We start from the raw sequence: 18,108 nt of genomic DNA, 5'->3' as shown, positions 1-18,108 counted from the left end.
GCCTCCGAGTGCACGGCTTGTTGTCGAGCGCACGGGCTGTTCACGACGACAAGCCGTGCGCTCGGCGCTTCCCCGTGCACTCGCGACCATCGCGGAGGGTGGGGCGGGCGGGGCGGGGGCTGGGAGTTTCGTGGATGCCCCTTGACACCATCGAGATATATCGTGTTATGGTGGCCAGACACGATATATCGTGATCCCAACACAGGAGAAGCACACATGACCGAGAAGTGGCTCATCGCCCCGGGCGAGGAACGCGTCATCGACATCGAATCCGTCACGCGGCTCAAGGTGGGCCTGGTCGGAGGGCAGGTCGACATCATCGCCCACGACGAACCGGGCATCCGCATCGAGGTGCACGGCGTCACCACCAAAGACCTGCGCATCGAGTCCCATGACGGCGAGGTCGAGATCGACCACCCGCAGCTGGGCTGGGACAACTTCCTCGAAGTGTTCCGCAACTTCGGCTCCGGTGGCCCCCGCGCCGAGGTGAGCGTCGCCGTCCCCCGCGCGATCGCCCTGAACCTCGGCGTCGTCAGCGCCGGCGCCCTGGTGTCGGGCCTGCGCAACGACGCCCGCCTCAACACCGTGTCGGGTGACATCATCGTCGACACCCTGATCGGCGACCTCACGGTCAACTCGGTCTCGGGTGACGTGCAGGTGCGTGGTCTCACCGGCTCGATCAGCGCGAACAGCGTGTCCGGAGACGTGGCGGTCACCGGTGCCGTGCGTCGCGCCACGGTCGACATCGTCTCGGGCTCGACCCTCGTGGATGCTGCCGGCGACGTGAACACCATCAACATCAACTCGGTCTCCGGCGGCACCACGGTGCGACTGGACGAGTCGCTCGCCGCGAACTACGTCATCCGGTCGCTCAGCGGACGCCTGCTGATCGACGGCGTCGAGCGCAGCTCCTCCGGCCCCAGCAACTACACGGGGACGACCGGTGAGCTCGCAGGACGCTTCGTCGATCTGCGCGCGAACTCGGTCTCCGGCGGCGTCACCGTGCTGCGCCGGACCCCGGCGTCGATCACCGAAGACGCGGAGTGGGAAGCATGAGCCCCGCCGTCTTCTCCCACGGCGACCTGCGCCTGTACCTGCTGTCGCTCCTCGCCGAGGCGCCACAGCACGGGTACGGCATCATCCAGTCGCTCACCGACCGCACCGGCGGCACGTACACGCCGAGCGCCGGGACGATCTATCCCCGACTCGCGAAGCTCGAGGAGGAGGGCCTGGTCACCAAGACCGTCGACGGCCGCACCACGATCTACGCGATCACCGACGCCGGACGCACCGAGCTCGCCTCACGCGAGGGCGACCTCGCGGGCATCGAGGCCGGAATCACCGACTCGGTACGACTGATCGCGAGCGAGGTGCGCCAGAGCGTGCAGGATGCGATGAAGAGCCTCCGCGCCGATCTGGCCGCGGCGGAGAAGGGCGATCGGTCAGCCGCGAAGAGCCGTCCGCGGTCGGCCACCGACGACTCCCGACTCGTCAGCCGCGAGGAGATGCATCGGGCCGACGCGATCATCAACGCGTTCCGCGCGCGGGTGCGCACCGATCTGCGCACGCACATCGCCAAGGGCGGCACGCTGCCGTCGTCCGTCGTGACCGACCTGGAGTCGGCACTCGACACCGCGGCGCGCGGCGTGACGGTCGCTCTGAGCACCACCGGGTCGTGACCGGTCCGGCGGGTGGCGCCGACTCGCATCCGCGACCTCAGGAGGAGATCCGCCACGATGCGGTCTCGCGGCAGGAGCGAGGCGCCATCGCTCCCGCAGGTCGCGTCCACCGCGCGCCACGGCATCATCATCCGATGGGGGTGACGGCGCAGACGAGGCCCCGCCGACGATTCGTCGGCGGGGCCTCTCGTCTGTACGGAGCGCCACCCTTAGTCCGGCCAGATCTCCTTCTGCTCGTCCGGCACCGACTCGCCGAGCGGCACCACGAGGATCGAACGATGCTGCCGATGCGCGAGCCGCGCCGCGACAGAGCCCGTGAAGAACTCCTGATCGACTCGCCGATGCCACGCTTGCGCGTGCCGACGACGATCAGCTGAGCGTCGAGCCGGTGGGCGAGCTGCTTGATCGCCAGGGCCGGGTCGCCGACGAGCTGACGCGCGGTCCAGGTGACATCCGTGCCCTGGAGCTGCTTCGCCGCGGCCGCCTCGACGGCCTCGAACTCCGCAGCACCGGCGTCGAAGTTGATGTCGATCGGAGCCGAGTGGACGTAGCCATCCGGATCCTCGTAGGTCACGAAACGCGTCACGTCGACGTGGGCGACCACGAGCGGCGCGCCGAGCAGCCGCGCGTAGCGGACGGCTTCGGCGAGGACGTGCGGGTCCTGATCCAGCTGCATGCCGACGATGACGGCCTTCTGCAGTGCCGCGTTCTGTGCGGCTTCATCGGACGGAGTGGAGGTGCTGTCGGTCATGAAGATCGTTCCCTTCACCAGCCTGGCCTCAGCCAGAGCGTCTTCCCCGCGTGCTATTCTGAATGCTACTCTTACCGGCTTCGCGCCGGTGTCGTGAAATGCCTCGGGCCTTACAGCCCGCAGCTTAACTCGTGAGGGGGTCTCGCGCATGGGCCGTGGCCGTCAGAAGGCGAAACACACCAAGATCGCCCGCGAACTCAAGGCGTACAGTCCGTCGGTGAACTACTCCGCGCTCGAGCGCGAGCTGGCTCACCCGACCGACGAAGACGCATATGTCGACAAGTGGGCCGATGAGTATGAAGACGAAGACGAGGACGAGCTAGAGAAGGCCTGACCGCCTCTCTGTTCGACCGGAACACCCGCACGACGTGCGGGTGTTTCGTCGTGTCCGGATGCGGTCCTGCTCTGCGCCTTGCACGGATGCATGCAGTGCGTGCGATGACTTATCCGTCGTACGCGTCGACGACATCGCGCCCTCGGCTCCTGCGCGCTCACAACCGTGCCCCAGCCCAGTCCTCCGACCATCTGCACGCGCTTGTCCTCCGAAGAGGGGACAGACTTGGGGCGCGAACCCAGCAAGGCTTGTGGAGGCGGGACTCATAAGCCGGAGGTTATTGTGAAGATCAAGGCCAAGGTATGGCTCGCCGCGGTATTGGTGTCTTTGAGCGTGGTAGGCGCAGGGTCCCCTGCCCTCGCCCGTGCAACAGACGGTGGAACACACGCGAGAGAGAACGCGCCTGCTGAGAACGACTACCTGCTGGATGTCGGCGGACAGCAGGTGGCTCTCAGCGACGGGGAATCAGCAACGTTCCCCATGCTCGAGGGGCCGATTCCTGAAGCGGGAACAGTTGCACCTAGAGTGACCTATTCGTCGAATTGCGGCACCCTGACCGTCACGGCCTCGGCCGGCACCTACAGCTGGGGCATCAACATGACCTGCCCTGCCACAGGCTTCATCGGCCAGTTCCACATCACCGACCTGTCCAGCGGACTCGGCGGCGGCTTTACCCCCGTATTTGCGTTCTCTGGTACGGCTCCCACGAGCAAACTCCATAACCATCGATACTCAGGGACGCTGACCGGAACAGCGGACCTGGCCGGCGTGATCGTGGCGCACGTCGTACCGAATGCCACGCTTTACACCTACCCCTGACTCGGATCCCGCATGTCCTCGAACAGCATCAACATCCTCGGCGAGTTTCGTCGTCTCATCGCGGAAGGCGCTATCACGGCCCTGGCGATCGAGACGATCACAGGTATCGAGCAATCAAGACTCCAGTCGCTCTTGGCGGCGCACGGCGAGGTAAGTACCGTGAGAGCAGCGCATCCGGCCCTCACTGCAGGGGAGACTGCGCGTCTTTCCACGCTCGCAGTGCATCTCACAAGTGGACTGACGATCGGGGACGACGACCGTCTAAGGACCATCGTCGAGTCACTCACCGCGGAACTGCACCTCAGCCCTCAGAACATCTCGCAGCTGACCGGCCTTCGCATGGAAGACCTGAAGAGAGTCTTGAACGACGACCGATCGGTCTCGATCGAGGAGAAGTACGCAATGGCGATCAGGTGTTCGTACCTGATCGCCACGACGAACCTCGTCCGCGCTCGCTGAAGACGCATATGTCGACAAGTGGGCCGATGAGTATGAAGACGAAGACGAGGACGAGCTAGAGAAGGCCTGACCGCCTCTCTGTTCGACCGGAACACCCGCACGACGTGCGGGTGTTTCGTCGTGTCCGGATGCGGGCGCATGCTCCGAGAACTCAGAGCGCGGTGGCGGCGACGATGACGACTGCTGGATCGCGTTCACCAGCGGCCGTGGCGGCGCTCCCACTCGTCTTCGACGGTGCGTCGGCGACCGGCCACGATGCCCGCGGGGATCGACGCGACGAGCACCCCGATCACCACGAGCAGCGGCACCTGCCAGCCGTCGGTCGTCTCGTGGAGGAGCCCCACCAGCAGCGGGAAGATCGCGGCGATCCCGTACCCGATGCTCTGGACGAATCCACTCAACGCGACAGCGCTCTCGGGGGTGCGGGCACGGATGCTGAGCAGCACGAGGCTCAGCGGGAACATGATGGCGGTGAGCCCGAACACCGCGACCCACAACGGCAGCGCCACGGTCGGCACCAGCAGCAGGCCGAGCAGGCCGACGAGTCCAGCGCCCACGGCGACGAAGAACAGCGGCCGCGTGGCCTGGAAACGCACGACGAGCACAGGGACCAGCATCGAGCACGGCAGACCGACGAGCGCGAACAGCGACAAAGGAAGCCCGCCGTCGCCGGCGTGACGCCGCCGATGTCGATGAGCATCGTCGGCAGCCAGGCGAACGCGACGTACGCCATGGTCGAAGAGGTGCCGAAGACGAATGCGAGCGACCAGGCCAGCGGAAGGCGCCGCAGCCGGCCGAACACCCGGGCGCTGGCCGGCTGCGTCGTGATGGGTCCCGTCGCGGCGGCGACCGCGTCGCGCAGGTCGTCCACACCGTCGGTCGGATCCGGCATCAGCAGCTCGGTTGTCATGGGCTGCGCGGCAGGCGCGGTGCGCGAGCGCACCAGCAGCGTCATCCACGGCACGAGCGCGAGCGCAGCGACGACGCCCCACATCCCCAGCGACACCCGCCACCCGAGCGAGTCCGCGACGGGCACGGCGACCAGAGGCGGCAGGAAGGTGGAGAAGGCGAGCGTCGACGAGTAGACGGTCATCATGACGCCGAGGCGGTCGGCGAAGTACTTCTTCACCAGAGGCGGCAGGAGCACGTTGCCCGACCCGACGCCCGCGAACACCAGGGCGGTCGCGCCGAGGAGCGTCCAGGATTCCGGCGCACATGCACGCAGGAGCATGCCAGCCGTCATCAGGACGATCGCGGCCACGGCCATCCGCTCCAGACCGAAGCGGCGCTCGAACAGCGGGGTGAGCAGACCGAAGATCGCGAAGCACACGGGCGGAGCAGCGCCGATCAGACCGACAGCGACCGGAGAGACCGGGAATTCGGCCGCGACGTGGTCGATCACGGGTGAGAGCGAGGCGACCGCCGATCGCAGCGAGAACGCCACCAGGACGATCCCCACGAGTGCGAGAGCCCGACCCTGCCACAGCGGTCGCGCGCTCGGCATCGTCATGAGGTCTGTGACCCCTCCACCCAGGCCAGGTACTCATCGGTGACGGTGCCGGTGACGTAGCGGCCGTCGAAGCAGCTCATGTCGAGGTCTTCCAGGACGGACCCCTCGGTGATCGCGGCCTTGAGATCGTCGACCTCCTGATACACGAGGTGGTCGCAGCCCAGCTCCTCTGCGATCTCGGGGATCGTCCGTCCGTGGGCGATGAGCTCGTGGCGCGACGGCATGTTGATCCCGTAGACATGCGGATGCCGCACGGGCGGAGCAGCGGAGGCGAAGGTCACCGAGGCGGCTCCGGCATCCCTGGCCATCTGGATGATCTCCTTGGAGGTCGTCCCCCGCACGATGGAGTCGTCGATCAGGAGCACGTTCTTGCCCTGGAACTCGGTCGACATCGCGTTGAGCTTCTGGCGCACGCTCTTCTTGCGCACCGCCTGCCCCGGCATGATGAAGGTCCGACCGACGTAGCGGTTCTTGTAGAAGCCCTCGCGGTACTCGATGCCGAGCTTGCGGGCGACCTCCATCGCCGCGGGGCGCGACGAGTCGGGAATGGGCATGACCACATCGATCTTGTCCATCGGCACATGCTTCGCGATCGTGTCGGCGAGCTTGTCCCCCATGCGCAGACGCGACTCATACACCGAGATGCCGTTCATCACGGAGTCGGGGCGGGCGAGGTAGACGTACTCGAATGCGCACGGAGCCAGGTAGGTCTCGGCCGCGCACTGCTTGGTGAACAGCTCGCCGTCGTTCGTGATGAAGACGGCCTCGCCGGGCTCGACCTCGCGGACGACCTCGTAGTCGCCGTTCTCGAGCACGAGCGACTCGCTCGCGACGACCCACTCGTCGCGGCCTTCCGCACCGGGGACCGTCGAAGGACGGCGACCGAGGATCAGGGGCCGGATGCCGAACGGGTCACGGAACGCGAGCAGACCGTACCCGGCGATCACCGCGATGACGGCGTATGCGCCCTCGATGCGCTCGTGCGTTCGGGCCACTGCTTCGAAGATGCGCTCGGGGTCGAGGTCGACGGTCGAGGTCGTGTTCTGCAGCTCACCGGCGAGCACGTTCAGCAGCAGCTCGGTGTCGCTCGAAGAGTTGAGGTGACGGCGGTCGCGCTTGGCCATGTCGGCCGTGAGCTCACGCGTGTTGGTGAGGTTGCCGTTGTGGATGAGGATGATGCCGTAGGGCGCGTTCACGTAGAACGGCTGCATCTCCTCTTCGTTCGACGCCGTGCCCTTGGTCGCGTAACGCACGTGACCGAGGCCGACGTTGCCGAGCAGGGCCCGCATGTCCCGCGTGCGGAACGCCTCGCGGACCATGCCCTGCGCCTTGGCGTTGTGCATCACACCGTTCACCTCGGCGGTGGCGATGCCCGTCGCATCCTGGCCGCGGTGCTGCAGCAGCAGGAGTGCGTCGTAGATGTCCTGATTGACCGGGGCAGAGCCCACCATTCCGACGATGCCGCACATGGGCTCTTACTTTGCTCCGTCCGCGTAGGCGCCGACCAGGCGCACCGCTCCACCGTCGACGCCCTTGGCGCCCTGTTCGAATTCGCCGGTCGGGCGCGGGCCGAAGCCGACGGTCCCGACCTGCCACGAGGGCATGCCCTCCGCGTTCAGCGCCGCGATCGCGGCATCCTTCTTCTCCGCCGCGACCACGGCGAGGAAGCCGATCCCCAGGTTCCAGGTACCCTCGGCCGATTCCAACGTGGAGCCGGCGATGTCGCTCAGCACGCGGAACACGGGGCTCGGCGACCAGCTGCTGCGGTCGACCTCCGCCCAGCTGCCCTGGGGAGCACGCGCGCGAGGTTCGCCGCGATACCTCCGCCCGTGACGTGGCTGAGTGCGTGCACACCGCCTGACAGCTCCTCGATCAGACGGAGCAGCGGGAGCGTGTACAGACGCGTCGGCTCGAGCAGGGCCTCACCCCAGGTGGTGCCGAAATCGGCGGCGTTGTCGCCGTAGCCGATACCCGCGCGGGTCACGATGTGACGCACGAGGGAGTAGCCGTTGGAGTGCAGGCCGCTGGATGCCACGGCGATCACGGCGTCGCCGTCGTTCACGCGCTCCGCGCCGAGGATGGCATCCGCTTCGACCACTCCGGTCGCCGCTCCTGCCACGTCGTAGTCACGCGGACCGAGAAGGCCGGGGTGTTCAGCAGTCTCGCCCCCGACGAGCGCCGTGCCGGTGGCCGCGCATGCCTGGGCGATGCCGCGGACGATGTCGGCGATGCGCTGCGGGAAGACCTTCCCGCAGGCGATGTAGTCGGTCATGAAGAGCGGCTTCGCACCCACCACGACGATGTCGTCGACGACCATGCCGACCAGATCCTGGCCGATCGTGTCGTGCTTGTCGATCGCCTGCGCGATCGCGACCTTCGTGCCGACGCCGTCGGTGCTGGTCGCGAGCAGCGGGCGACGGAAGTCGCGCAGCGCGCTGGCATCGAACAGTCCGGCGAATCCGCCGACACCGCCGAGCACTTCGGGGCCGTGCGTCGCGCGCACGGACGACTTCATCAGCTCGACGGCGAGATCACCTGCAGCGGTGTCGACGCCGGCTTCGGAATAGGGGTTGGTGGGGGAGGCAGCCACGCTCCCAGCCTACCGCCCGTGGACGGCTCGACTCTCCGCGAAGACGGACCTCCGATCCGGGGCTCATCCCCGCCTACGATGGGGCCATGGCCGACAAGCCGCAGTGGCTCATCCGCGAAGACGCGAGCGTACCCGTGCTCCTCGCGCTCGCACTGCGGCAGCGGCTGGGGATCCGCGTGCCCGAGGACCTTCCGCCCTCCGCGACCTCGCCGTGCGTGCGCCGGATGCCGAAGACGCCTCCGCCGCGGTCGAGGCCCAGTGGCGCGAGTACTGGGACATGACGGTCGAGCCCCGAGCACACCCGTCCGAGGTGCCGCTCGAGCTCGTCGACGGGTTCGACACCCTGGTCGCGCTTCCCGCCATGGGAGCGGAAGAGCTCACCGCCGCGATCGCCCCTCACGCGGGATCGGCTCTTCTGTATGCGCGCGCCGCCCATGACCGATACGTGAGCTCGATGAAGAGTCACACCGGCGGCGACGCCTATCGTGCGTACGCGAGTGCGATCGCCGAGTTCGAGCGCGAGGTCGGACGACGCGCCCATTCGTTCGAGTTGAACGTGCAGGTGCTGCCGTTCACTCAGCGCGGGATCTGGTGGATCGGCTCCCTCACGGTGGCGGTGACCGACGGTCTCCGGCGCGACGTGGTGGCCTTCGACGCCGCGATCCGCCCGGTGATCGCCGAGCTGGCATAGCTTCCCGCGCCCGGGCGGGAAGTTCGCGAGCGCACGGGAAGTTCACGAGTGCACGGGAAGTTCGCGCGACGAAGCCGTGCACTCGACACGAAGCCGTGCACTCGGCGGGGCGGGGGTCAGTCGGTGACGGTCTCGCGGTCGACCTGCACCACGCGGTCGTGACGGCGGGCGATGCGCTCCATCACGAGGCCGGCCACACCACCGAGGGCGATGCCGATCGGCACGGTCCACAGCAGGAGGAACCCGAAGACCTGACCGGGAGGGTAGACGACGTCGAGGGCCTGCGACTCGTCGAAGCTGCCGGTCCAGGTGAGGATGCCCGCGGCGATGATGCCGAGCACCACACCGATGCCCATGAGCACGCCGTACCGCGGCACACGGCGCACGGTCGCTTCGACGGTCTGGTGGGAATCGGTGGGGGCCATGCCTCCATTGTCCCACCGTCGAGGGATGCCGTGCACCGACTCAGCCGCGGAAAGGCAGGAGGGGCACGCCCGCGACGCCCGGTCTCGCAACGAACAGCGCACCTGCGTCCTGGTCCGGCTCCGCGAGATCCTGCTGCGAAGTGGTGATGTACAGCTCGCTCAGCGAGCGCCCACCGAACGCGCAAGCGCTCACGTGTGGCGTCGGCAACGCGATGCGTGTGCTCACTTCTCCGTCCGGATCGATCCGGATGACCTCGCCGGAACCCCACAGGGCGACCCAGACGCCACCATCGGCGTCCGCCGCGATTCCGTCGGGCAGCCCGGGCTCGGCACCGAGGTCGGCGAAGGGGACGCGCTCTCTGAGGATGCCGTCGACCAGGCGCAGGCGGTCGATGCGCCGAGTGGCGGAGTCGACGTAGAACATCCCGTCTCCGCGCGGGTCAGCGGCTAGGCCGTTCGAGATCGTGATGCCGTCCGCCACGACCGAGACGTGCAGGTCGGGATCGAGCCGATACAACGATGCCGCACCATTCGCACCGGCCGTCCCGCACAGGAAAGCGCCGTCTGGGGCGCAGCCGCCGTCGTTCATGCGCAACCCCGCTTCGTGGACGACCGGTATGCGCCGTTCCACGACGAACGCATCGTCGGTGAGGACGAACTCGGCGTCGGTGGCGACGACCCATCCACCGCTCGAGCGCGGCCGGAGTGCCGCAGCCCACGCACCGATGCGGGTCACACCGTGCGAGCCCGGCGACTCCGGGTCGAGGTGATGCACCTCGCCTGCGACCATGTCGACCCAGTGGACGAGCCCGCTCCGCGCATCCCAGATCGGGCCTTCACCGTGCGCCGCGACCGGCGCCCCGAGACGCTCGACCGGTATCAATAGCTTGCCCGTCCGCCGCTGATGTCGTACACGGCGCCGGTCGAGAAGCTGCACTTGTCCGAGGCCAGCCAGGCGACCAGTTCGGCGACCTCCTCCGCGCGACCGAGGCGACGCATGGGGATCTTCTCGATCAGCGTGGCGAGCACGTCGGGCCGCGTCGTGGCGTTCATGGGCGTCTCGATCACGGCGGGAGCAATGGCGTTCACGAGCACTCCCGAGAGGGCGAGCTCCTTGCCGAGCGCCTTGGTGAGTCCGATCACCGCGGCCTTCGAGGCCGAGTACGCCGTGAGGCGAGGATTCCCCTCCATTCCGGCGATGCTCGCGATGTTGACGATCCTGCCCCAGCCGTTCGCGATCATGCCGGGGACGACCGCTTGACTCATATGGAAGGTCCCGGTGAGGTTCACGGCGAGCGTGCGCTCCCAATCGGCAGCATCGACGTCGGCGAAGTCGGCGTTGGGGCCGACGATCCCCGCACTGTTGATCAGGACGTCGAACGGACCGTGTTCCCTGACGAAGGCATCGATCTCGCCCCGCTCGGTCACATCGACGACCGCGTCGGCGCCGCCCGCGCGATCGACGGTCGTCACGGTGAAGCCATCGTCACGCAACCGGGCAGCGCACGCCTGGCCGAGTCCGCTTGCTCCGCCGGTCACCAGCGCTCTGCGCATGTCATTCCTCCTTCCCCGCGATACCGGCCCCCACGGGGGAGGATGGGCATGATCGCGGAAAGCAACATTCAGATAAATGGAATTGCTGTCTGATAATCTGAACACTACCAGGGAGAGTGATGACGGAGACAGAACAGGGACCGGTCGGGGCCGAGCGGGTGCTCAAGGTGCTCATGGAGCTGGCGAAGGAACCCGAGGGACTCACGCTCGACGAGACCACTCGACGCATGCACGCGAGCAAGCCCACCGTGCACCGCGCGCTCGCCTCCCTCGCGCGCGTGGGGCTGGCGAAGCGGGTCGAACGCGGTCGATACGTCCTCGGGGACGAGTTCCTCCGCCTCGCCTTCCAACACCAGGACCGCCGAACGGACAGCGCTCGACTCGAACCGTTGCTCGATGCCCTCACCGCCGAGTTCGGCGAGACGACGCACTACGCCGTGCTCGACGGCGACGACGTCGTCTACCGCGCCAAGCGCGACCCGCTGGAAGGCGCCGTGCGGCTGACCTCCACGGTCGGCGGGCGCAATCCCGCCTATCGCACCGGAGTCGGAAAGCTCCTGCTCGCCTGGAGCCTCGGCACGTCCGCCGCCGCGCTGGAGTGGGCGCAGAACCGGGAGCTGCCGGCTCGCACGCCGACCACGATCACCGATCCTGCAGCGTTCGCCCGCGCCCTGGAACGCATCCGGGCCGACGGGTATGCGGTGGACGACCAGGAGAACGAACCGGGCGTGAACTGCATCGCCGTCCCGGTCTTCCTCGAGTCGGCCTCGATGCCATCCGGAGCACTGTCGATCAGCGCCCTGTCGTTCCGCACCCCGCTCGCCGAGCTCACCTCGGCCGTCGAGCGCATCCACGCCATCGCCGCGGCGCACGACGTGCCGACGCGACCGCAACCCGTCGGACCATAGGGGTCCGATACAGCCAGGAGAGAGACGAACCAGCATGCGATTCATCAGAGTGGGAGAAGCAGGAAGCGAACGTCCGGGCGTCGACGTCGGCGACGGACGTTTCGTCGACATCTCCGACATCGTCACCGACATCGACGGCGACTTCCTCTCCTCCGGACGGATCGACGAGGTCCGTGCGGTCGTCGCGGATCGGGTCGCGGCCGGATCCGTCGAGCTCCTGGGCGACCGCAGGCTCGGAGCGCCCTTCGCACGTCCGCATCAGATCCTCTGCATCGGCCTCAACTACCGCGACCACGCCGAGGAGACAGGGCAGGCCGTCCCGGCCGAGCCGATCCTCTTCACGAAGGCGCCGAACACCCTGATCGGTCCGAACGACGACGTGCAGATCCCGCGCACCTCGACGAAGACCGACTGGGAGGTCGAGCTCGGCGTCGTCATCGGTCAGCGGGCGAGCTACCTGGAGAGCGACGAGGAGGCCGAGGCCTGCATCGCCGGCTACGTCACCGTCAACGACGTGAGCGAACGCGCCTTCCAGATCGAGCGCGGCGGTCAGTGGTCGAAGGGGAAGTCCTGCCCCACGTTCAACCCCGCCGGGCCCTTCCTGGTCACCCCGGACGAGGTCGGCGACGTGCTCGACCTCGGCCTGTGGCTCGACGTCGACGGCGAGCGCAAGCAGGACAGCTCGACCGCGCAGATGGTCTTCAGCCCCGCGTTCATCGTGCGGTACCTGAGCCAGTTCCTCGCCCTCGAGCCGGGGGATCTGATCAACACCGGCACCCCGCCCGGGGTGGGCATGGGCTTCACCCCGCCGCAGTACCTGCGCGGCGGCGAGGAGATCCGCCTGGGGATCACCCGTCTCGGGGAACAGCGTCAGCACGTCCTGGCCTGATCCGTCGCAGAGGAGGTCGCGCGGGTCGCGACCTCCTCCATGATGCGCGACTCAGGTGTGGACAAACCCGGTGACGCCCGGCCCCGTCCACACGATGTCGCGGGGCGTCGCGGAGTACTCGTGCACCGTCAGCGCGCTCAGCGTGACCGACTGCGAGTTGCGGGTGCCGAACATGGCCGTGGGTGCACCGGTGCGGGGATTGGTCGCCGTGGAGGCGATGATGTTGCCGCTAACCGTGATGTTCTGCGCGCCACCGACGAAGACTCCGAAGCGCGGCGGCTCCTCGATGTAGTTGTCCTTCACCACGTGACCGTTGTGCGGCTTGCTCGCGCCGCCCTCGTAGTCGTCGCGCAGGTTCTCGATCATGATCCCGGCGGCGGCGGACGGCCACCCGAGCAGCGTGCGATCGAGGCACGGGCGCACGACCGAGTTCCGTTCGATCGTCGAGCCGACGCTGCCGACCGGACCCTCGTGGTAGCCAGGGTCGTTGCCGACCCAGATGCCCCAGTTCGCGAGGTCGAACATCTCGTTGGCATGCACGTATGCACCGCTCGTGCGCAGCCGCACACCGAGGCCGCGGAGCTCGCGGAAGGTGTTGTACTGCACGTCGGCGCCCGGCGCACTGAACGACCTGTTGAACATCTGATCCCCGGCGACCGTACCCGCGGGCAGCGCGACGAGGGTCGCGCTGACGGGGGCGCCGGACAGGCTGTCGCCGCTCACCGACGCCACGGTCGTCTCCCCGCGCACGGTCCCCGTCGCGGTGTCGACCAGCTGCACCACGTCGCCCGGCGCAAGCTGCATGGCTCCGCCGCCCAGCGCGACCGTCGCTGCGGACACCGCCGTCGCCGTGCGCGACGAGCTGTAGATGTTGATGCCGTCGTCGTGCAGGGCCTCGAACACGTTGCCGAAGATGCGCGGACCGACACGGCCGCCGTGGTTGTGCACTCCGTCGGCGTTGGCGCTGATCCAGCGATTCGACCCCGGCTTGCGGGTCACCACGCAGTCCCGGATGACCGTGCCGTCCGAGTCGCTCGGGATGAAGGCCGCGCCCGGCGAGGCATACAGGGTGAGCGACGCGAGGGTCACGTCCGTGCAACGGTATATCGCGACACCGTGCCAGTTGCCGCGGAACCCCGTGACGAACCCGTCGCCGATGGCGAGGTCGCCCATGCGCCCGCGGTGCTCGGCCGCGATGGCGAGCCGCCATGTCGATGCGCCGGCGGTGGCGGCGATGCCCGTGAACAGGAACGTGATCTGGCCACCGCGCTTCATCAGTCCCGTCGTGGCGTTGCGGATCGTGCCGTAGCCGGATCCGGGGAAAAGCGCCGTGTCGCCCAGGCTTGGGTAGCCGCCGAGCAGCTGCACGTCGATCGTCCCGGCGGTCGAGTTCACGGCCGTGATCGTCCCCTGCGCGAACGGCACCGTGGCGTAGTCGATCGTGAGCCCGTCGACGCGCACGGCGCTGGAGCGCGAGATGCTCAGCGCGCCGGCATACGGCGTCGTAACGAGCAGGGTCGTCGATGCGCCGTACAGCGCGACGCGAACGATCCCGTCGAGTTCCAGCGCGTACCAGGACGCAGTGGACGCACGATCGATGCGGTAGGTGGCCGAGGAGAACACGACCGAGGCGGTGCGCGTCGACGCGGAGGCGCTCCATGCCGCTGCCGCCGCGATCGCGAGTCGGATGGCCGGGGCGCTGTCCGCCGCGCCTCCCGGAGCGGCACCGTAGTCGTCGACCGCGAAGATGTGATGGGTGGTCGACGGCGGGGGACGGCGGCGTTCGCCACCGTCGGCAAGGCCCCCCGCCGCCGCTCCGGCCAGCACTCCGGCCGTGCCGACCAGGAATGCACGACGATTGATCTCGGACATGTCCGCTCCTCCACGCTGAGGTGGTCTTGGCACTCCGCCACGACCACGGACAGTGCATCACATGGGTCAACGGTTGCGCAACAGAAGAGAACAAGATGGCCACGCGTCCCCCTCCGCACTTGACACGGGGATGTCGCGTGGTTGAAGGTAAGTGAACAACCGGTTGATCAACCGGTGAACCCGACAGGAGCTTCAACGATGAAATCCAGACGACTTCTGGTGTCCGCCCTCGCCGGCACCACCGTCCTCGGACTCGCCCTCGCCGGATGTGGGACCGCCGCCGAGCCCGAGCAGTCCGGCCCCGTCACGATCAGCATCGGCGACGTCCCCGGAGCAGACCAGCCCGAACTGCGCGCCCTCGTCGAGGACCAGGTCGCCGCCTTCGAGAAGGAGAACCCCGACATCACCATCGAGCTCAGCGAGAGCAAGTGGGATGCGACGGGTTTCCAGGCGATGGTGGCCGGCGGCACGATGCCGACCCTCCTCGGCGTCCCCTTCACGGAACCCGCCACCCTGATGCGCAACGGCCAGATCGCCGACATCACCGACGCGCTCGACTCCGTCGGTTTCGCGGACACCCTCAACCCGACGGTGATGGAGGTCGTGACCGACGGCGATGATCGTCTCTACGGCGTGCCGCTGGACGTCTACTCGGTGGGACTCGCCTACAACCGCGCCCTCTTCGAGGCGGCGGGTCTCGATCCCGACCAGGGCCCCACCACCTGGGACGAGGTCCGTGAGTACGCGAAGAAGATCTCCGACGCCTCGGGGGTCGCCGGATACTCGACCTACTCGATCGAGCACGTCGGCGGATGGATGACGACCGCCGGCGCCTACAGCTTCGGCGCGACCCTCGCGAACGACGACGGCACCGAGGCGACCCTGGACGACCCCGGCATGGTGGACTACCTCGACCTCGTGAACGACATGCGCTGGGAAGACCAGTCGATGGGAAGCAAGTTCCTCTACGGCTTCAACGACCTCATCCAGGACTTCGCGGCGGGCAAGGTCGGCATGTTCCTCAGTGTCTCGCAGCACTTCCCCGCCGCCGTGCAGCAGTTCGGCATGAACCCCGACGACTACGGCTTCACGGCCATCCCAGAGCACGACGGCACCCAGCGCACGCTGCTGGGCGGTGCGGTCGAGGTCTTCAACCCGCGCGCCACCACAGCCGAGATCGAGGCGGGTCTGCGCTGGATCGAATTCAACAACTTCCGCGCCTACACCGACGAGGAGGTGGCCGTGGAGACCGTCAAGAAGAACGTCGAGGCCGGCAGTCTGATCGGCGTACCCGGCCTCTCGCCGCTCGACCCGGCGATCCGCGCGGAGTACGACGCCTGGGTGAGCGAGTACTACAACGTCCCCGTCGAGCAGTTCCGCGGATACAGCGAGGTCATGGACGACCAGGAGCTTGTACCGGAGCCGACCAGCCAGCCCCAGCAGGTGTACGGCGAGCTCGACACGGTGCTGCAGAAGGTGCTGAACGAGCCGGACCAGGACATCCCTGCGCTGCTCGTCGCGGCCCAGGACGCGGTCAACGCCAAGCTCGCCCGATAAGCGGTCCCGGTCGGCGGCGCCCAACCCCCGCGCCACCCACCTCTACGGAAGAAGCAGTCATGTCCCCCACGTCGAGTTCCACCCTCGCACCGGACGCCCCGGCCTCGAGCGCCCCGGCACCCGCACCGCGAGGCGCTCTTCCACGCCGACGCCCATCGGTGGTGCGCTGGTATCGCCGCGGCGGGCTCGTGCCCGTGCTGTTCGCCGTGCCCGGCATCCTCGCCTTCGCCTACTTCTCGTGGGGACCGATCGTCTCCGGCGCGATCATGGGGTTCCAGCGCACGAACCTCATCGACGACGCCACCTGGGTGGGGCTGACCAACTTCACCTACGTGCTCAGCGATCCGGTGCTGCCGCAGGCCGTGGCCAACACCGTCTACTTCGCCGTGCTGGGAATGGTGTTCGGCTTCCCCGCACCGCTCGTCCTCGCGGTGTACATGGCCGAGCTCCGCCGCAGCAGGGCACTGTTCAACACACTCGCCTACCTCCCCGTCGTCATACCGCCGATCGTGGCGATCCTGCTCTGGAAGTACTTCTACGACCCCTCACCGTCCGGCCTGTTCAACGAGATCCTCGGCGCGGTGGGCCTCGGCCCCTTCCCCTGGCTCAACTCCAGCGCGACGGCCATGCCGTCGATCGTGCTCGAAGTGATCTGGGCCACCGCCGGGGGCACGGCCATCATCTATCTCGCCGCGATCACGTCCGTGAAGCCGGAGCTCTACGAGGCCGTCGAGATCGACGGCGGCGGCATCTGGCGACGGATCTGGCACGTCACCCTCCCGCAGCTGCGCGGCGTGATCCTGGCCCTCGTCCTGCTCCAGTTGATCGGCACACTGCAGGTGTTCACCGAGCCGTACGTCTTCACCGGCGGCGGACCGGACAACGCCACCGTGACCGTGCTGATGCTGATCTACAGCTACGCCTTCCAATACGGCGACTACGGCGCGGCCACCGCCCTGTCGTTCCTCCTCGCCCTCGCACTCGCGGTCGTCTCCGTCTGCTACCTGCTCGCGACCCGGAAGTGGAGCAAGTCATGACCGACACCCGACTCGTCACCGTCACTCCCCCGCGACGGCGCCGCGACCAGGAGGCCGCGGAGCGCTCAGCGATCTCCGACGCGGACCGTCGCAGGCCCAGCGTCCGCGCCACGATGACGACCCTCCAGATCGCATTCTTCGCGTTCTTGGCCATCGCGGGCGTCGGCCCGATCCTCTGGCTCGCCAAAGCAGCACTGTCGACGACGCAGGACACGATCAGCCAACCGTTCGCCTGGTTCCCGAGCGGCGTGCAGTGGGGCAACCTCGCCGCCGCGTGGGAGCAGATCCAGGTCGGCCGCTACCTGACCAACACCGCCGTCATGGCGCTCGGCTCCACCGTGGCGACCGTGCTGGTCACCGCGTCCCTCGCCTACGTCATCAGCATCCTGCGTCCGCGGTGGGCACCGATCCTCTCCGGCGCGATCCTCGTGACGCTGTTCGTGCCCGGCGTGATCTCGCTGGTGCCGTTGTACCTCACCGTCGTCGACCTTCCGATCGTCGGCGGGTCCATCGTCGACACCTACTGGGCGGTGTGGCTGCCGGCCGCAGCGAACGCGTTCGCCGTGCTGGTGGTCACGCGCTTCTTCGACGAGATCCCTCGCGAGATCATCGAGGCCGCGCGCGTCGACGGCGTCGGCCCGTTCCGCATGTTCTTCGTCATCGTGCTGCCGTTCTCGAAGTCGATCCTCGGCGTGATCGCCGTGCTCACGATCCTCAACTCGTGGAAGGACTTCCTCTGGCCGATGCTCGTGCTGCCCAGCAGCGAGCTGCAGCCGATCTCCGTCGCCCTCGCCCGGATCGCCGGCAAGACGGACCTCAGTCTGCAGATGTCCGCGATGCTGCTCGGCCTGCTCATCCCGATCGCCGTGTTCCTCGTCTTCCAGCGGCAGATCCTGAAAGGTGTCAGCATGTCTGGTGGAATCAAGGGATGACGACGACGGAAGGCCGACATGGGTAAGAAGGGCGTGACCCTCAAAGACGTGGCCGCCGTGGCCGGGGTGTCGACGTCGATCGTCTCCCGAGTGCTGAACGG

18 protein-coding genes and 2 pseudogenes are annotated in these 18,108 nt (G+C 67.8%); 11 read left to right on the top strand and 9 right to left on the bottom strand.

Features of this window, described 5'->3' with window-relative positions; all coding sequences use genetic code 11:
* The first annotated feature begins 216 nt into the window (after positions 1-216).
* Together G4G29_RS02790 and G4G29_RS02785 are read left to right on the top strand one after the other, a co-directional pair.
* The gene (locus tag G4G29_RS02790; protein WP_183151781.1) at positions 217-1,056 is read left to right on the top strand and encodes a DUF4097 family beta strand repeat-containing protein; all 840 of its coding nucleotides are present in this window, start codon (positions 217-219) and stop codon (positions 1,054-1,056) included.
* The gene (locus G4G29_RS02785; RefSeq protein ID WP_183151780.1) at positions 1,053-1,679 is read left to right on the top strand and encodes a PadR family transcriptional regulator; all 627 of its coding nucleotides are present in this window, start codon (positions 1,053-1,055) and stop codon (positions 1,677-1,679) included. Before G4G29_RS02790 ends, G4G29_RS02785 begins: the two co-directional genes overlap by 4 nt.
* 209 nt (positions 1,680-1,888) lie before the next feature.
* Here G4G29_RS02785 and G4G29_RS02780 read toward each other — a convergent pair.
* Positions 1,889-2,430 (bottom strand): annotated as a pseudogene (locus G4G29_RS02780) (universal stress protein).
* 148 nt (positions 2,431-2,578) lie between these two features.
* Here G4G29_RS02780 and G4G29_RS02775 point away from each other — a divergent pair.
* From G4G29_RS02775 to G4G29_RS02765, 3 genes are all read left to right on the top strand, one after another.
* Positions 2,579-2,764: a DUF3073 domain-containing protein gene (locus G4G29_RS02775; RefSeq protein WP_029263716.1), complete on the top strand. Its 186-nt coding sequence runs from the start codon at positions 2,579-2,581 to the stop codon at positions 2,762-2,764.
* Positions 2,765-3,046: 282 nt separating this feature from the next.
* Positions 3,047-3,583 (top strand): hypothetical protein, encoded by a 537-nt coding sequence (locus G4G29_RS02770; RefSeq protein WP_183151779.1) that lies wholly within the window; start codon positions 3,047-3,049, stop codon positions 3,581-3,583.
* 12 nt (positions 3,584-3,595) lie between these two features.
* Entirely contained in the window at positions 3,596-4,042 is a 447-nt protein-coding gene (locus tag G4G29_RS02765) for an HTH domain-containing protein (RefSeq protein ID WP_183151778.1), read from the top strand.
* 194 nt (positions 4,043-4,236) lie between these two features.
* Here the strand turns inward: G4G29_RS02765 and G4G29_RS23785 are convergent, their stop codons facing one another.
* The 4 genes and pseudogenes from G4G29_RS23785 to purM form a co-directional block, all read right to left on the bottom strand.
* Positions 4,237-4,527 carry a hypothetical protein gene (locus G4G29_RS23785; RefSeq protein WP_345941144.1) on the bottom strand — a complete coding sequence of 97 codons (291 nt, stop codon included), beginning with the start codon at positions 4,525-4,527 and terminating at the stop codon, positions 4,237-4,239.
* Positions 4,494-5,552, bottom strand: a complete 1,059-nt coding sequence (locus G4G29_RS02760) for an MFS transporter (protein WP_309491617.1) — start codon at positions 5,550-5,552, stop codon at positions 4,494-4,496. Before G4G29_RS02760 ends, G4G29_RS23785 begins: the two co-directional genes overlap by 34 nt.
* Entirely contained in the window at positions 5,549-7,021 is a 1,473-nt protein-coding gene (gene purF / locus G4G29_RS02755) for an amidophosphoribosyltransferase (protein WP_183151777.1), read from the bottom strand. The genes G4G29_RS02760 and purF overlap by 4 nt, the downstream gene beginning before the upstream one ends.
* A 6-nt stretch (positions 7,022-7,027) precedes the next feature.
* A pseudogene (gene purM, locus G4G29_RS02750) lies at positions 7,028-8,142 on the bottom strand (phosphoribosylformylglycinamidine cyclo-ligase).
* 211 nt (positions 8,143-8,353) lie between these two features.
* Between purM and G4G29_RS02745 the strand changes: the two are divergent.
* Positions 8,354-8,833, top strand: coding sequence for a zinc-binding alcohol dehydrogenase (locus G4G29_RS02745; RefSeq protein ID WP_244632340.1), 480 nt, complete (start codon positions 8,354-8,356; stop codon positions 8,831-8,833).
* 116 nt (positions 8,834-8,949) lie between these two features.
* Here the strand turns inward: G4G29_RS02745 and G4G29_RS02740 are convergent, their stop codons facing one another.
* From G4G29_RS02740 to G4G29_RS02730, 3 genes are read right to left on the bottom strand one after another with little or no spacing between them, the layout of a single operon-like run.
* Positions 8,950-9,258: a potassium transporter Trk gene (locus G4G29_RS02740; protein WP_183151776.1), complete on the bottom strand. Its 309-nt coding sequence runs from the start codon at positions 9,256-9,258 to the stop codon at positions 8,950-8,952.
* 40 nt (positions 9,259-9,298) lie between these two features.
* Positions 9,299-10,195 (bottom strand): SMP-30/gluconolactonase/LRE family protein, encoded by an 897-nt coding sequence (locus tag G4G29_RS02735; RefSeq protein ID WP_183151775.1) that lies wholly within the window; start codon positions 10,193-10,195, stop codon positions 9,299-9,301.
* The gene (locus G4G29_RS02730) at positions 10,138-10,812 is read right to left on the bottom strand and encodes an SDR family NAD(P)-dependent oxidoreductase (protein WP_183151774.1); all 675 of its coding nucleotides are present in this window, start codon (positions 10,810-10,812) and stop codon (positions 10,138-10,140) included. Before G4G29_RS02730 ends, G4G29_RS02735 begins: the two co-directional genes overlap by 58 nt.
* A gap of 119 nt (positions 10,813-10,931) precedes the next feature.
* On the opposite strand from G4G29_RS02730, the gene G4G29_RS02725 reads away from it, so the two are divergent.
* Both G4G29_RS02725 and G4G29_RS02720 read left to right on the top strand, forming a co-directional pair.
* Positions 10,932-11,720 carry an IclR family transcriptional regulator gene (locus tag G4G29_RS02725; RefSeq protein WP_183151773.1) on the top strand — a complete coding sequence of 263 codons (789 nt, stop codon included), beginning with the start codon at positions 10,932-10,934 and terminating at the stop codon, positions 11,718-11,720.
* 34 nt (positions 11,721-11,754) lie between these two features.
* Positions 11,755-12,609: a fumarylacetoacetate hydrolase family protein gene (locus tag G4G29_RS02720; protein ID WP_183151772.1), complete on the top strand. Its 855-nt coding sequence runs from the start codon at positions 11,755-11,757 to the stop codon at positions 12,607-12,609.
* Between the two features lie 51 nt (positions 12,610-12,660).
* On the opposite strand, the gene G4G29_RS02715 is transcribed toward G4G29_RS02720, so the two are convergent.
* On the bottom strand, positions 12,661-14,481 hold the full coding sequence (locus tag G4G29_RS02715) for a glycosyl hydrolase family 28-related protein (protein WP_183151771.1): 1,821 nt from the start codon (positions 14,479-14,481) through the stop codon (positions 12,661-12,663).
* Positions 14,482-14,679: 198 nt separating this feature from the next.
* On the opposite strand from G4G29_RS02715, the gene G4G29_RS02710 reads away from it, so the two are divergent.
* Genes G4G29_RS02710 through G4G29_RS02700 form a run of 3 tightly spaced genes read left to right on the top strand, consistent with a single transcriptional unit; the run spans position 14,680 to position 18,007 of the window.
* Entirely contained in the window at positions 14,680-16,038 is a 1,359-nt protein-coding gene (locus tag G4G29_RS02710; RefSeq protein WP_183151770.1) for an extracellular solute-binding protein, read from the top strand.
* Positions 16,039-16,097: 59 nt separating this feature from the next.
* Positions 16,098-17,075, top strand: a complete 978-nt coding sequence (locus G4G29_RS02705) for a sugar ABC transporter permease (protein WP_183151769.1) — start codon at positions 16,098-16,100, stop codon at positions 17,073-17,075.
* Complete coding sequence (locus G4G29_RS02700) at positions 17,072-18,007, top strand: carbohydrate ABC transporter permease (RefSeq protein WP_183151768.1); 936 nt, start codon at positions 17,072-17,074, stop codon at positions 18,005-18,007. Before G4G29_RS02705 ends, G4G29_RS02700 begins: the two co-directional genes overlap by 4 nt.
* Positions 18,008-18,108 lie beyond the last annotated feature (101 nt).

It is taken from the genome of Microbacterium sp. Se63.02b (assembly GCF_014171575.1).
Lineage (GTDB): Bacteria > Actinomycetota > Actinomycetes > Actinomycetales > Microbacteriaceae > Microbacterium.
This window is presented reverse-complemented; position numbering and strand designations above follow the sequence as displayed.